We start from the raw sequence: 13251 nt of genomic DNA, 5'->3' as shown, positions 1-13251 counted from the left end.
GCCTGTCGTGGCGAAACAGCGAAACAGCGAAACGCAGACGCAACGATGCCGCCTCCCGCGTGGGCAGGCGGCGGCATCGGGTGTTGCTTCAGAGCCTGCCGGCGATCTCGTCAGCGAGAGATCGCCGGCGTGGGTCAGCGCTGGCTTTCCACCAGCACGGCGCCGTCGGCCTGGGCGTTCGGCTGGGCAGCGGCCTGGGCCGGCCAGGCGTCGCGGTCCAGATCCAGGTCCTGGAACTGCCTGGCGTCGAACACCGGCTGGGCGACGCCGGCCTGGCGCTGGGCGTCGTAGTCCTTCATCACGCGCAGGCCGACCTTGATCAGCAGGGCCAGGGCGGTCAGGTTGACGAAGGCCAGGCAGGTCATGGTGATGTCGGCGAAGGCGAACACGGTGCCCAGGTTCTGCATCGAACCCCAGCAGATCAGTGCCAGGACCAGGCCACGGTAGCCGATCAGTGCGGTCTTGCTGCGGCCGACCAGGAACTGCAGGGCGTTCTCGCCGAGGTAGTAGTTGTAGAGGATGCAGGTGAACACGAACAGGCTCAGCGCCACGCTGACGAAGGTACGGCCCCAGTCGCCGACCACCGCAGCCAGGGAGTTCTGGGTGAGGACGATGCCGTCGCCTTCGAAGCCCGGGGTGTAGAAGCCCGACAGCAGGATCAGCAACGCGGTGCAGGTGCAGATGACGAAGGTGTCGAGGAACACGCTGAACGCCTGCACCACGCCTTGCGCGGCCGGGTGCTTGACCGAGGCCACGGCGGCGACGTTCGGTGCACTGCCCAGGCCGGCTTCGTTGGCGAACACGCCGCGTTTCACGCCCATGACGATGGCGCTGCCGAGCAGGCCGGCGAAGGCGGGTTCGAGGCCGAAGGCGCTCTTGACGATGGTCGCCAGCATGCCCGGCACCAGCTCGATCTGGGTGATGATCACGTACACGGTGACGGCGATGTAGGCCAGGGTCTTGACCGGCACCAGCAGGTCGGACACCGAGGCGATGCGCTTGATGCCGCCGATGAACACCAGGCCCAGCAGCACGGCCAGGGCGATGCCGCTGTACTGCACCGGGATGTTGAAGGCGTTCTGCAGCGAGTGGGTCACGGTGTACGACTGCAGGCCGTTGAAGGCGAAGCCGTAGGTGACCAGCAGCAGTACGGCGAAGACCATCGCCATCCAGCGCAGCTTCAGGCCGTGCTGGATGTAGTAGGCCGGGCCGCCACGGTACAGGCCGTCACCGTCGCTGCGCTTGTAGACCTGGGCCAGGGTGCATTCGAAGAAGCTGCTGGACATGCCGACCAGCGCGGTCACCCACATCCAGAACACGGCGCCCGGGCCGCCGAGGGTCACGGCGATGCCGACGCCGGCGATGTTGCCCGCGCCCACGCGACCGGCGAGGCTGAGCATCAGGGCCTGGAAGGAGCTGAGCTGGCCGCCGCTGCTGCGCAGCGAGTCCTTGAACACACTGAACATGTGACCGAAGTGGCGGAACTGGACGAAACGGGAGCGCAGGGTGAAGTAGCTACCCAGGCCGACGATGAGCACGATGAGCACCTTCCCGGACAGGAAGTCGTTGAGCACGTCGAGCATGATGAAATTCCTCGGTTCTTATTGTGTTGAGTGTTCGCAGGCGAGCGCCGCGAGGTGCGGTGGGCAATATTTGAGCAATCCGCTTATCGGGACAATTTCGCGGCTGGACTCGAAGTGATGCGACCTAATGCTAGAATCGCGTCACTCGCATCAGCACACTTTGCCAAATGACCGACAACCTGGGCGCCAATCTCAAGCTACTGTGCAGCCACTACCGATCGATCGCCGAAGTCTGTCGCAAGCTCGACATCAACCGCGCGCAGTTCAATCGCTACCTGGGCGGTCAGGGCCGGCCCACGGCGTACAACCTCAAGCGCATCTGTGATTTCTTCGGCGTCGAGGACTACGAACTGGGCCTGCCGACGGAACAGTTCGCCAGCCTGGTCGGCGCGCGCAGTGCCCATGAGCAACAACCGGCCGCCAGCGACCCGCTGTACAACCTGTTGCTGCCACTGCGCGAGCAGTCGAGCAGCCTGGAGCGCTATTGCGGTTACTATTTCGAGTACGCCAACTGCATGTCGGTGCCGGGCAGCATCCTGCTGTCGCTGGTGCACCTGCGCGAGGAGCGCGGCACCTTTCTCTTCGAGCGTCAGGAACGCCAGGAGCGCCAGGACCCGAGCCGCAGCTCCAAGGCTGCCGAAGAATGGGTGCGTTGCCGCTACCTGGGCGCGGCGTTCTATCTGCAGGACCGCCTGTTCCTGATCGACTACGAGTCGCTGACCGGCAACGAGATGAGCCAGACCATCCTGATCCCCAGCTTCAAGAGCCGCATCTCGCGCCTCAATGGCATGAAGACCGGCGTCTCCAGCGGCGACCGCCGTACGCCAGCCTGCACCCGCGTGGTCTGGGAATACCTGGGCGCCGATATCAACCGGGTCAACGCCTATCGCCAGGTGATGCTGTACAGCCCCGACGACCCGCGGATTCCGGTCGACATTCGCGAGAGCCTTGGCGCTTCGCGGATCAGGAATGGGTTGTTCGAGATCGAGTGAGTGCGTTTCGGCTCTTCAGGCAGCTTTGAGGCAGGAGCGGACCTTCGCCCGATGATCGGTGCACATAGTCGTCATTCCCGCGAAGGCGGGAATCCAAATGCGCCGAGTCTTCTGGGTTCCCGCCTTCGCGGGAATGACGGAAGAACGAATGTCCGCTCCTGCCTCGAAGCAGCCATTCGAATGAGCCCGAAAAGACCGTGAACAGGCTCTACCCCCCTCCAGCTACAGACGAAACACCAACGCCTTCAACCCCGCATCCGCATCGATGTCTTCGAACTCCGGCGGGTTCTCCAGGCGCATCTCGAAACGCAACTGCGGCGCCTCACGTGCCATGCCCTCGATCAGGAAGCCCGGCCCGATGGCGGGATCGTTGACGCAGGCCAGCACCACGCCCTGTTCGTTCAGCAGGTCCGGCAGGCGGCGCAGGATCTTCTGGTAGTCCTGGGTCAGGGCGAAGCTGCCTTTCTGGAATGACGGCGGGTCGATGATGATCAGGTCGTACGGGCCGAGCTTGCTGACCTTGCCCCAGGACTTGAACAACTCGTGGCCGAGGAAGGTCACCCGCGACAGGTCGTGGCCGTTGAGCCGATGGTTGTCACGGCCACGGCTCAGGGCCGCGCGGGCCATGTCCAGGTTGACCACGTGTTCGGCGCCGCCTTCGATGGCCGCCACGGAAAACCCGCAGGTGTAGGCGAACAGATTGAGCACGCGTTTGCCCCGTGCGTTTTCCTGGACCCACTGGCGCCCGAGGCGCATGTCGAGGAACAGGCCGCTGTTCTGCTTGCGGCCCAGGTCGAGTTTGAAGCGCAGGCCGTGCTCGACGATGTCCCACTGCTCGATCTCATTACCGACCAGCCAGTCGACCGGGCAATCCGGGCGGTAGCGGTGCTGCACCAGCAGGGTATGGGCGCCGCTGTCGCGCCAGGGCGCGGAATCGATGAGCGCGCCCAGGGTCTGGCGCAGTTCGTCGAGCCGCATCGCTTCTGGCTCGCGGAACAGGCCGACCATGACCACGCCTTGCAGCCAGTCGACGGTAATCTGCTCCAGCCCGGCCCAGCGTCGGCCGCGACCATGGAACAGGCGGCGCGCCTCGCCTGGAGCGCCGCTCAAGGCGTCGAGCAGGTGGTGGTGGAGAACGGCGAATGAAGGGGGCATGCGAGTGACTTTCGTAGGCGCGCGAGGACGCTTGGTCCATGTGCGCGATGAATGGGGCGGCGTGGCCTTGGTCTGTCTTGGCCGATCAGCGAAGCAGGATTTTAGCGAATTGGTAACGGATGGGTATCGCTTCGCTCATCACCATTTTACAGTTCCAGCTTTCTTCCCTTCGCAAGAGGTCGAGCGTGCGCGCACTGTTACTTCTTACCATTGCGGTTTTCCTGGCCGCTTGCAGCCACCAGCATCGGGCCAGCGGCTATCTGTTCACCAAGGACGGCGCCGAGCTGGTGATCGAAGAGGGCGTCGCGCTCAAGCGGGGCCATGCGAACATCAGCTTCGACAGCAGCAAGCCGACCTTTTCCGGCAAGCTGACCTTGAGCAGCGACCAGGGAGGCCAGTTCAGTACGGCGATCAAGCCGGAAAACTACATCACCAACCGCAGCGTCGAACTGCCCGCCAGCCAGACCGGACTGAACTACGACATGCGCCTGTTCTGGGCCTCGGAGGACGGTGAGAACATCACCCGCGACGAGTCGCGTAGTTGCACCACGGCGGGTTACTGCAGCAAGGAAGAGACATATCTCAACTGCAATGGCCGCGCCTATAGCGCCGGCAGCAAGCGTTACGAGAAAAACGAAGACAACGAGAATTGCACCCAGGAGCGCCGCACCGTACAGGGCAACTTTCCTGACTGCCCCGGTTCGCAGCGTGTGCGCAATGTCTATCGCAGCGACAAGGCGGTGACCACCCTGAGCTTCTACAAGCCGCGTGCCACGGGGGATGCCTTTGCCGAGTTCACCGGCGAAACCGGCTTCAAGGAAACCTTCGAATACACCGACAGCGTCGAGGCCTGCGAAGCGGGGTTGTAATCCCGCGCGTGCATCAGGCCTCGGCCGGTTTACTGCGACGCCTGCATGGTCCGCGCGCGTTGCAACTCGCGCTGTTGCTTGTAGGCCAGCGCGGCGGGCGCGACGGGCGAAACCTTGCCGGTCTCGACCCATTTCTTCAGGCGGCTGGCATCGGCCATGTGGGTGTACTTGCCGAAGGCGTCGAGCACCACGAAGGCGACCGGGCGACCGCCCATGGTGGTGCGCATCACCAGGCAGTGGCCGGCGTCGTTGGTGAAGCCGGTCTTGGTCAGCTGGATGCTCCAGTCGGCCTTGTGTACCAGGTGGTTGGTGTTGCGGAAACCCAGGGTGTAGTTGGGTTTGCGAAATGCCGTGGTGCGCTCCGGGGTGGTGCTGAACTGGCCGATCAGCGGGTAGTTCTGGCTGGCGCGCAGCAGCTTGACCAGGTCCTCGGCGTTGGACACGTTGCCCTTCGACAGGCCGGTCGGCTCGGTGTAGCGCGTGCTGGTCATGCCCAGGGCGCGGGCCTTGGCGTTCATCGCCGCGACGAAGGCCGGCACGCCGCCCGGATAGTGTTCGGCCAGGCTGGCGGCGGCGCGGTTCTCCGACGACATCAGCGCCAGTTGCAGCATCTCGCGGCGGGTGATCTGGCTGCCCAGTTTGACCCGGGAAAACACGCCACGCATTTCCGCGACGTCCTTGATCACGATGGGCAATTCCTCATCCAGCGATTGCTTGGCATCGAGGGTCACCACGGCGGTCATCAGCTTGGTCACCGAGGCGATCGGCACGATCAGGCGCGGGTTGCTCGAATAGAGCACCTGGTTGGTCTTCAGGTCGACCAGCAGGGCACTGCCGGAGGCCAGTTCCTGGGTGGTGGACGGCTTGCCAGCGGCATGGGCGGTGGTGGCGACGAGCGTGCAGAACAGCAGGCTCAGGAGGGTCTTGGCGATTTTCACGAGGGCGCTCCGCAGGGCTGGGGGAATGAAGCCTGGGCGATCCCTGCCGGCTGGCGCAGTATACGGAACGCACAGAGGACGTACAGCCCATGGGCAGGGGATCGCGAGCCGTTGCTGGGAGCATAGGCGTTCACTGCGCCCATGCCCGGCGCAATGGGTGAACGGTACCGGTACGGCAACGTATCCACTTGGTAAAGATCATGGTAAATCCCCGTTTACGCGGGAATTCTTGCGCCTCCCAATGGACGAACAGGATGTCGGCAATGATTGCCGGGAGCCCACGAGGATAGACCCATGAACACATTCAATCGCCTCATCAGCGCTTTCAGCATCGCCACGCTGTTCAGTGTGGCGGTTACCGCCCAGGCCGCGCCGAATGACGAGCGCACGCAAGCCAATGGCCAGGGCCATCAGCAGCATCAGGGCCAGCAGGGCCAGGGCCAAGGCCAGCAGCGGCAGCAAGCGGCGCCACAACAGCAACGTTCTCAGCAGCAACAAAAGCAGCCGCAGCAGCAAGCGCAGCAGCGTGGCGCGCCGCCGTCGGACTTCTCTGCGGTGCACCAGCAGTTCCATGAGCGTCGTGATCAGATCGGTCGTGGCGCGGCACTGCCGCCGGGCGTGCAGATCGTCAAGGGTCATCCGCTGCCCAAGGGCTATGGCAAGCGCCTGGACGCCCGTGCCCTGCAAGGCCTGCCGCGCTACGATGGTTACGAATGGCGCCGTGCCGGCAGCGACGTGGTGCTGGTCGCCGTGACCAGCGGCATCGTCACCGCCATTCTGTCGGGCGTGCTGAACTGAGTGTCTAAGGGTGGATGGCAGCGGCCATCCACCCGCTCTCGACAGCGTTTCAACCCGCCGCCTGGCTCACGCCTTCTCTTTTTCGTCCGACCCGGTTGAGCAGCAGCGACGCCAGGATCACCACGCCACCCGCCGCCAGGCGTGGCAGGTCGGCGTCACGATTCCAGATCAACAGGTTGACCACCAGCCCGGCCGGTACGTGCAGCTCGTTGAGAATCGCCAGGGTGCCGGCATCGACCTTGACGCTGCCCTTGACCCACCAGAACATCCCCAGCGCCGTGGCGAACAGGCCCATCCACACCAGCACGCCCCATTGCACGGCAGTCTGCGGCAGTTTGTCCGGGTTGCCGAACAACAGGAACGACGGCAGCGCCAACAGCATGGCTCCGAGGAAGAAGTGGCCGAAGAAACGGTACAACGGCTGCTCGACGCGATAGCTCAGCAGTAAGCGACGGCACATCACCTGGCCGGCGGCGAAGGTGACGTTGGCCAGTTGCAGCAGCAGGAAGCCGATCAGGTATTCGCCTTCCAGCGTGTCGAAGCGGATGATCACCCCGCCGCCCACCGCCACCAGCGCGGCGAGCAATGACCAGGGGCTGAAGCGCCTGGCCAGCAAGTCGTCGAGCAGGGTCACGTAGATCGGCGTGAGCACGGTGAACAGCAGCACCTCGGGCACCGTCAGCACCTGGAAGCTGCGGTACAGGCACAGGTAGGTGACGCCGAACTGCAACGCCCCCGCCAGCCAGAAACCCGCGACCAACCGATTCGGCAAGCCGCGCCAGACGGTGAACGGCAGGAACACCGCCGCGGCGATGGCGACCCGCGCCAGCACCGCGAAGTCACTGTCCACCCGCCCGGCCAGGTACTCGCCGATCAGGCTGAAGGAAAAGGCCCAGAGGACGGTGACGATCAGCAGGTAGCGCATGGCGAGGACTCATGGGAAACGAGGCGCGGATGATAGCGCGCCTCGTGGTGAGAGTCCGAGTTGTGTGCTGGGGCTTGCGCGCGAAGCGATCTTGTCAGCGATGAAGCGGCTGTCCGGCCTGCTCCTGGAGTGACGAGCGGTTCTCATGCATCAAAGCACGAACGTCGTCGGCCCTTCATCGAGCACGGAAAGATCCAGCGGCCTGACCTGCCCCATCCAGATCGCCCGGTCGCGGTGGTCGACCAGGTCGTTGCCGGTAATGGGATGAATGAACACCGTCAGGCCCGCTCGCTCCAGGGCCAGCCAGGGCACGACCTCGGCGAACAGGGCATGGCGGAAGGCCAGTTGGCAGCTCCAGTCGCTGTGCGGGCCGACCGGCTTTTCATGCACGCGGCCCATCTTCAGCTCGAAACGTGCGGCAGCGGCCTCGCACAGCGCGCGGGCCTGGTCGAGGGTCGTGGCGTCGAAATAGACATGGGCGTGCCAGCCCAGGATTGGCGTGCTCATAGGGCGATGGCCTCGGGCTTGATGATGCCGGGCGCCGGAGCGCTGGCGTTGTCCAGTTCGCTCTGCACCCAGCCGATGAAATGGCGCACCAGGCTAAGCCGGCGCTTGCGTTCGGGCAAGGTCAGGTAATAACCGAAGCGTGAGCTGGCCTTGGCATCCAGCAGGCGCACCAGCAGGCCCTGGGCGAGCAGTTCGTCGACCAGGTGGCTCCAGCCGATGGCCACGCCCTGGCCGGCGATGGCGGCCTGGATCACCAGGGTGTAGTTGTCGAAGCGCAGGCTGCCCGCGTCGGGCGCCTGGTCGATGCCCAGGGCGCGGAACAGGCCGCTCCAGTCGAACCAGCGGGTGCGCGCTTCCGGGCGCAGGTGCAGCAGCGGCAGGCGTTGCAGGTCGGCCAGCGTCGGCGCGCCGGCTTGCCCGGCCAGCAGCAGCGGGCTGCACACCGGGAACACTTCTTCACTGAACAGCAGGCTGGCTTCGCCGTGCTTGACCCGGCCGTCACCGAAGCTGATGGCCACGTCGACGTCCGGCGACAGGGCGGCGAGGTCGCGTTCGCTGGTGATCAGGCTGACGTCGATTTCCGGATGCGCCTGGTGGAAGCGGTGCAGGCGTGGCATCAGCCAGTAGGCTGCGAAGGCGAAGTCGGTGGCGACCTGCAGCACTTCGCGCTGCTGGCGCGCGGTGACCGCGACCAGGCCGGAGTCCAGGCTGGCCAGCCCGTCCTGCACGTAGCGCAGCAGCAAGGTGCCGGCCTCGGTCAGGACGATGCCACGGTAGACCCGGTCGAACAGGCGCGTGGCCAACTGTTGCTCCAGCCGTTTGATCTGCTGGCTGATGGCCGGCTGGCTGCTGCCCAGTTCGCTGGCTGCCGCGGTGAAGCTCAGTTGCCGGGCTGCGGACTCGAACACCCGCAACACGTCGAGGGAAATTCCGCCGAGTTGTTCAAACATAAGCTGGGCTTATCCGAAGCATGTTCCGTGGATGGGTTTACCCGTATTTTCGATGATTTCATGATCCGGTCAGCACTGTTACATAAAACCATCATATGGAATACCTGCTGCCGTGAAACGACCGAACATCCTCTTCATCATGGCCGACCAGATGGCTGCGCCGATCCTGCCGCTGTATGACGAGCGCTCGCCGATCAAGCTGCCGAACCTGATGCGCCTGGCCCAGGACAGCGTGGTGTTCGACTCCGCCTACTGCAACAGCCCGCTGTGCGCGCCGTCGCGCTTCACCCTGGTCAGCGGCCAGTTGCCGTCGCAGATCGGCGCCTACGACAACGCCGCCGACTTCCCAGCCGACGTGCCGACCTACGCCCATTACCTGCGCCGCCTCGGCTATCGCACGGCGCTGTCGGGCAAGATGCACTTCTGCGGCCCGGACCAGTTGCATGGTTATGAAGAGCGGCTGACCAGCGACATCTACCCGGCCGACTACGGCTGGGCGGTGAACTGGGACGAGCCGGACGTGCGCGCCAGCTGGTACCACAACATGTCCTCGGTGCTGCAGGCCGGCCCGTGCGTGCGTACCAACCAGCTCGACTTCGACGAAGAGGTGGTGTTCAAGGCCCGCCAATACCTCTACGACCACGTGCGCATGACTCCGGACCAGCCGTTCTGCCTGACCGTTTCCATGACCCACCCGCACGACCCGTACACCATCCCCGAGGAATACTGGAACCTGTACCGCGACGAAGACATCCCGATGCCCGGCGATGCCATCGAGCAGTCCCGGCAGGACCCGCACTCCCAGCGCCTGCTCAAGGTCATCGACCTGTGGGACAAGCCGCTGCCCGCGAACAAGATCCGCGATGCCCGCCGCGCCTATTTCGGCGCCTGCAGCTACATCGACGACAACATCGGCAAGCTGCTCAAGGCCCTCGACGACTGCGGCCTGGCCGATGACACGCTGATCGTGTTCTCCGGCGACCATGGCGACATGCTGGGCGAGCGCGGCCTCTGGTACAAGATGCACTGGTTCGAGATGGCCGCCCGCGTGCCGCTGCTGATCCGTGCGCCCAAGCGTTTCGCCGCGCGTCGTGTCAGCCAGTCGGTGTCGACCGTCGATCTCTTGCCCACGCTGGTCGAACTGGCCGGCGGCCGCGTCGAGCCGGGCTTGCGCCTGGATGGCCGCTCGCTGGTCCCGCACTTGCTAGGTGAAGCAGGCCACGACGAAGTGCTGGGTGAGTACATGGCCGAAGGCACCAACAGCCCGCTGATGATGATTCGTCGTGGCGACTGGAAATTCGTCTACAGCGAGCGGGACCCGCTGATGCTGTTCGATGTGCGCCACGACCCACAGGAGCGCGAAAACCTGGCGAACAGCGTGGAGCATGCCGGGCTGATCGATGCATTCATTTTCGAGGCGCGCGAGCGCTGGAACATCGGAGCGATCCATCAGGCCACCCTGGCCAGCCAGCGCCGTCGGCGCCTGGTTGCCGAGGCCCTGGAAAAAGGCACGCGCAAGAGCTGGGACCACCAGCCAATGGTCGACGCGAGCCAGCAATACATGCGTAACCACATCGACCTGGACGACCTGGAACGCAGGGCCCGTTATCCACAGCCATGACCGGAAGTATCCACGGCAGGCCAACACCGTAGTTAAACGCTGAGGAATGTGCATGAAAACGATCAACGCTTTGCTTGCTGGCGGCTTGTTGTGCAGCGCCGCCGCCTTCAATGTCCAGGCCGCCGAGGACGCCAGCTGCGCCACGGTGAGGCTGGGCGACCCAGGCTGGAGCGACATCGCCGTGACCAACGGCGTCGCGCGCCAGTTGCTGGAAAAGCTGGGCTACAAGACCGAGACCCAGACCCTGGCCGTGCCGATCATCTTCGCCGGTTTGCAGAAGGGCCAGATCGACGTGTTCCTCGGCAACTGGATGCCGGCGCAACAGAGCAACTACGACAAGTTCGTCGCCACTGGCAGCATCGACAAGCTGGTGCAGAACCTCAGCGGCACCGAGTTCACCCTGGCCGTGCCGACCTACGCCTACGACGCGGGCGTGAAGACCTTCGATGACCTGGGCAAGAATGCCGACAAGTTCGACAAGAAGGTCTACGGCATCGCCGCCGGTTCGCCGGGCAACGAGTCGATCCGCACGATGATCGACGGCAACGAGTTCGGCCTCGGCGGCTGGAAGCTGATCGAGTCCAGCGAGCAGGCGATGCTGGTGCAGGTCGGTCGCGCGGTGAAGAAAAACCAGTTCGTGGTCTTCCTCGGCTGGACCCCGCACCCGATGAACGTGCAGTACGACATGAAGTACCTGAAGGGCGGCGAGAAGTATTTCGGCGAGAGTGGCGGGGTCAACACCCTGGCGCGCAAAGGTTATGCCGCACAGTGCCCGAACGTGGCCAAGCTGCTGACCAACCTCACCTTCACCCAGGAGATGGAAAACTCGGTGATGAACGAGGTGCTGACCAAAGGGGCCAAGAATGAGGACGCGGTGAAGGCCTGGATGCAAGCCAATCCGGCGGTGGTCGAGGGCTGGTTGAAGGGCGTGGCGACCAAGGATGGGTCGGTGGCGGGGTTGTAGGTGCCCCTCCAGGGTCTGTTGCCGTCGCCGCTTGAATGACTGTATCGAGGCATAAGCGGACATCGATATTATTTACCGTCACTCCCGCGAAGGCGGGAGCCCAAATAAAAACGCTTCTGGGTTCCCGCCTTCGCGGGAATGACGGCTAAACACACCGTGCAAGAGCGGTAATCGCGTGTACGTCCGCTCCTGCCTCAAGGCAGCCTGCCGAAATGTTGACGGGAAATAGGGCCTTCAACCTTTCCCAAGGCGTGGAGCAAAACGTCAACAGGCCCTAGGCGGCCCGTATAGGGTGAGGGGCGGACTCTCAATCCTCCGCCTCACTAAACCGTTAAACTCGGCCTTCCCCCGATGTGCAAAAACTACTCATGCCCAAACCCCGCCGCCTGACTCTGTTGCCCTTCCTGCGCTGGCTCCCCGCGACCACCTCGCGCCGCCTGAGCCGCGACGCCCTGGTCGGCCTGACCGGCGCGGTGCTGGCCCTGCCGCAGTCCATCGCCTACGCCCTGATCGCCGGCCTGCCCGCCGAGTACGGGCTTTACGCGGCCATCGTGCCGGTGATCATCGCCTGCCTGTGGGGTTCTTCGTTGCACCTGATCTGCGGTCCCACCGCCGCGATTTCCATCGTCCTGTTCGCCAGCGTCAGCCCGTTGGCCTTGCCGGGCAGCCAGCATTACATCGCCTTGATCATGTTGCTGACCTTCCTCGCCGGGCTGTTCCAGTTGTTGCTCGGGTTGCTGCGCTTCGGCGCCCTGGCCAACTTCGTCTCGCAGTCGGTGGTGGTCGGCTTCACCTTCGGCGCGGCACTGGTCATCGCCCTGGGCCAGGTGCCCAACCTGCTGGGGGTGGATAGCCTCGAAGGCCGCGCCACCGCACTGCAAGGCGCGCTGGAGTTGGCTGAGCACATCCGCGAGATCGACTTCGCCTCGCTCGCCGTGGCCGCTTTCACCCTGGTTGTCTCGGTATTGTGCAAGGTGTTCTGGCCGCGCCTGCCGGCGCTGCTGATCGGCCTGCTCGCCGGTAGCCTGCTGGTCTTCGCCCTGCCCGACCAGTTCGCCAGTGTCGCACGGGTGCCGGCGTTCAATGGCAGCCTGCCGCCCTTCAGCGTGCTGCCCTTCGACTGGCAGGACATGCTGCGCCTGGTGCCTTCGGCGGTGGCCTGCGGCCTGCTCGGCCTGGTCACCAGCCTGTCCATCGCCCGCTCCCTCGCCAGCCAGTCGCATCAGCTACTGGACGCCAACCAGGAAGTCCGTGGCCAAGGGTTATCCAACCTGATCGGGCCCTGGTTCGCCGGCTACCTGTCGGCGGGGTCCTTCACCCGCTCGGCGCTGAACCTGCAGGCTGGCGCGCTTTCACCGCTGGCCGGCGTGTTTTCCGCCCTCTGGGTAATGCTGTTCGTGCTGTTCGGCGCCAGGCTGATCGCCCATGTTCCGATTCCGGCGATGGCGGCGGGCATCCTGCTGATCTGCTGGGGCCTGGTCGACCTGCGCAGCATGCGTTCGCTGTGGCGGATCAGCCGTGCCGAATTCGTGGTCATGGCCCTCACCGTGCTCGCCACCCTGCTGTTGGAATTGCAGACCGCCATTTATGCCGGGGTGCTCGCCTCGCTGTTCTTCTACCTCAAGCGTACCTCGCAACCCCGGGTGTTCCATTCGCAAGATGGCGATACCGAGGTGCTGCGCATCGAGGGCTCGATCTTCTTCGGCGCCTGTCCGTTCGTGCAGCGCCTGATCCAGCGCAGCGACGCCAAGCGGCTGGTGATCGATGCCCACCATGTGAATTTCGTCGATTACGCGGGCGTCAGCCTGCTCCACGAAGAAGCCCGGCGCCTGCATGGCGAAGGCCGGCAATTGGCGATCCGCCGCGTACGGCCGCACGTGGAGCAGGAACTGCGCAAGTTCGAAGACCCGGACGGGGCACTGGCGTTCGAGGCCTAGCAGGTAGTTTTT

Annotated in this window: 12 protein-coding genes; 6 read left to right on the top strand and 6 right to left on the bottom strand. The window is 64.5% G+C overall.

Translation table 11 applies throughout. From position 1 onward, the window contains the following. Positions 1-134: 134 nt before the first annotated feature. Positions 135-1583 (bottom strand): alanine/glycine:cation symporter family protein, encoded by a 1449-nt coding sequence (locus ACSZPK_RS02350; protein ID WP_437879780.1) that lies wholly within the window; start codon positions 1581-1583, stop codon positions 135-137. Positions 1584-1750: 167 nt separating this feature from the next. On the opposite strand from ACSZPK_RS02350, the gene ACSZPK_RS02345 reads away from it, so the two are divergent. Continuing rightward, entirely contained in the window at positions 1751-2575 is an 825-nt protein-coding gene (locus ACSZPK_RS02345) for a helix-turn-helix domain-containing protein (RefSeq protein WP_437879779.1), read from the top strand. A gap of 222 nt (positions 2576-2797) precedes the next feature. Here the strand turns inward: ACSZPK_RS02345 and ACSZPK_RS02340 are convergent, their stop codons facing one another. Then, complete coding sequence (locus tag ACSZPK_RS02340; protein WP_437879778.1) at positions 2798-3730, bottom strand: class I SAM-dependent methyltransferase; 933 nt, start codon at positions 3728-3730, stop codon at positions 2798-2800. 185 nt (positions 3731-3915) lie between these two features. On the opposite strand from ACSZPK_RS02340, the gene ACSZPK_RS02335 reads away from it, so the two are divergent. Further along, a complete protein-coding gene (locus tag ACSZPK_RS02335) occupies positions 3916-4599 on the top strand; it encodes a hypothetical protein (RefSeq protein WP_437879777.1) in 684 nt (227 codons plus the stop codon). Positions 4600-4628: 29 nt separating this feature from the next. On the opposite strand, the gene pbpG is transcribed toward ACSZPK_RS02335, so the two are convergent. After that, entirely contained in the window at positions 4629-5552 is a 924-nt protein-coding gene (gene pbpG, locus ACSZPK_RS02330) for a D-alanyl-D-alanine endopeptidase (RefSeq protein ID WP_437880267.1), read from the bottom strand. A gap of 279 nt (positions 5553-5831) precedes the next feature. Here pbpG and ACSZPK_RS02325 point away from each other — a divergent pair, with 279 nt between their 5' ends. After that, complete coding sequence (locus ACSZPK_RS02325) at positions 5832-6335, top strand: anti-virulence regulator CigR family protein (RefSeq protein ID WP_437879776.1); 504 nt, start codon at positions 5832-5834, stop codon at positions 6333-6335. A gap of 49 nt (positions 6336-6384) precedes the next feature. Here ACSZPK_RS02325 and ACSZPK_RS02320 read toward each other — a convergent pair whose 3' ends face one another. The 3 genes from ACSZPK_RS02320 to ACSZPK_RS02310 form a co-directional block, all read right to left on the bottom strand. Next, the gene (locus tag ACSZPK_RS02320) at positions 6385-7260 is read right to left on the bottom strand and encodes a DMT family transporter (RefSeq protein WP_437879775.1); all 876 of its coding nucleotides are present in this window, start codon (positions 7258-7260) and stop codon (positions 6385-6387) included. Positions 7261-7410: 150 nt separating this feature from the next. Continuing rightward, positions 7411-7767 (bottom strand): DOPA 4,5-dioxygenase family protein, encoded by a 357-nt coding sequence (locus ACSZPK_RS02315; RefSeq protein WP_437879774.1) that lies wholly within the window; start codon positions 7765-7767, stop codon positions 7411-7413. Continuing rightward, a complete protein-coding gene (locus ACSZPK_RS02310; protein WP_437879773.1) occupies positions 7764-8717 on the bottom strand; it encodes a choline sulfate utilization transcriptional regulator in 954 nt (317 codons plus the stop codon). Before ACSZPK_RS02310 ends, ACSZPK_RS02315 begins: the two co-directional genes overlap by 4 nt. A gap of 112 nt (positions 8718-8829) precedes the next feature. On the opposite strand from ACSZPK_RS02310, the gene betC reads away from it, so the two are divergent. The 3 genes from betC to ACSZPK_RS02295 all read left to right on the top strand — a co-directional run bounded on the left by betC (position 8830) and on the right by ACSZPK_RS02295 (position 13239). Further along, positions 8830-10338: a choline-sulfatase gene (gene betC, locus ACSZPK_RS02305; protein ID WP_437879772.1), complete on the top strand. Its 1509-nt coding sequence runs from the start codon at positions 8830-8832 to the stop codon at positions 10336-10338. Between the two features lie 52 nt (positions 10339-10390). Continuing rightward, positions 10391-11302, top strand: coding sequence for a choline ABC transporter substrate-binding protein (choX, locus tag ACSZPK_RS02300; RefSeq protein WP_437879771.1), 912 nt, complete (start codon positions 10391-10393; stop codon positions 11300-11302). 368 nt (positions 11303-11670) lie between these two features. Further along, positions 11671-13239, top strand: coding sequence for a SulP family inorganic anion transporter (locus ACSZPK_RS02295; RefSeq protein ID WP_437879770.1), 1569 nt, complete (start codon positions 11671-11673; stop codon positions 13237-13239). The last annotated feature ends 12 nt before the right edge of the window (positions 13240-13251 follow it).

This window comes from Pseudomonas sp. LRF_L74, assembly GCF_965644255.1.
Classification (GTDB): Bacteria; Pseudomonadota; Gammaproteobacteria; order Pseudomonadales; family Pseudomonadaceae; genus Aquipseudomonas.
Note: the sequence above shows the minus strand (reverse complement) of the source record. Positions and strands in the feature narration are given on the sequence as shown.

What these genes read in the sequence shown, in the direction of transcription:
- ACSZPK_RS02310 (WP_437879773.1), bottom strand. Translation starts at nt 8,717, where the DNA reads ATGTTTGAACAACTCGGCGGAATTTCCCTCGACGTGTTGCGGGTGTTC.
- ACSZPK_RS02345 (WP_437879779.1), top strand. Translation starts at nt 1,751, where the DNA reads ATGACCGACAACCTGGGCGCCAATCTCAAGCTACTGTGCAGCCACTAC.
- choX (WP_437879771.1), top strand. Translation starts at nt 10,391, where the DNA reads ATGAAAACGATCAACGCTTTGCTTGCTGGCGGCTTGTTGTGCAGCGCC.
- ACSZPK_RS02315 (WP_437879774.1), bottom strand. Translation starts at nt 7,767, where the DNA reads ATGAGCACGCCAATCCTGGGCTGGCACGCCCATGTCTATTTCGACGCC.
- ACSZPK_RS02350 (WP_437879780.1), bottom strand. Translation starts at nt 1,583, where the DNA reads ATGCTCGACGTGCTCAACGACTTCCTGTCCGGGAAGGTGCTCATCGTG.
- ACSZPK_RS02340 (WP_437879778.1), bottom strand. Translation starts at nt 3,730, where the DNA reads ATGCCCCCTTCATTCGCCGTTCTCCACCACCACCTGCTCGACGCCTTG.
- ACSZPK_RS02320 (WP_437879775.1), bottom strand. Translation starts at nt 7,260, where the DNA reads ATGCGCTACCTGCTGATCGTCACCGTCCTCTGGGCCTTTTCCTTCAGC.
- ACSZPK_RS02295 (WP_437879770.1), top strand. Translation starts at nt 11,671, where the DNA reads ATGCCCAAACCCCGCCGCCTGACTCTGTTGCCCTTCCTGCGCTGGCTC.
- ACSZPK_RS02325 (WP_437879776.1), top strand. Translation starts at nt 5,832, where the DNA reads ATGAACACATTCAATCGCCTCATCAGCGCTTTCAGCATCGCCACGCTG.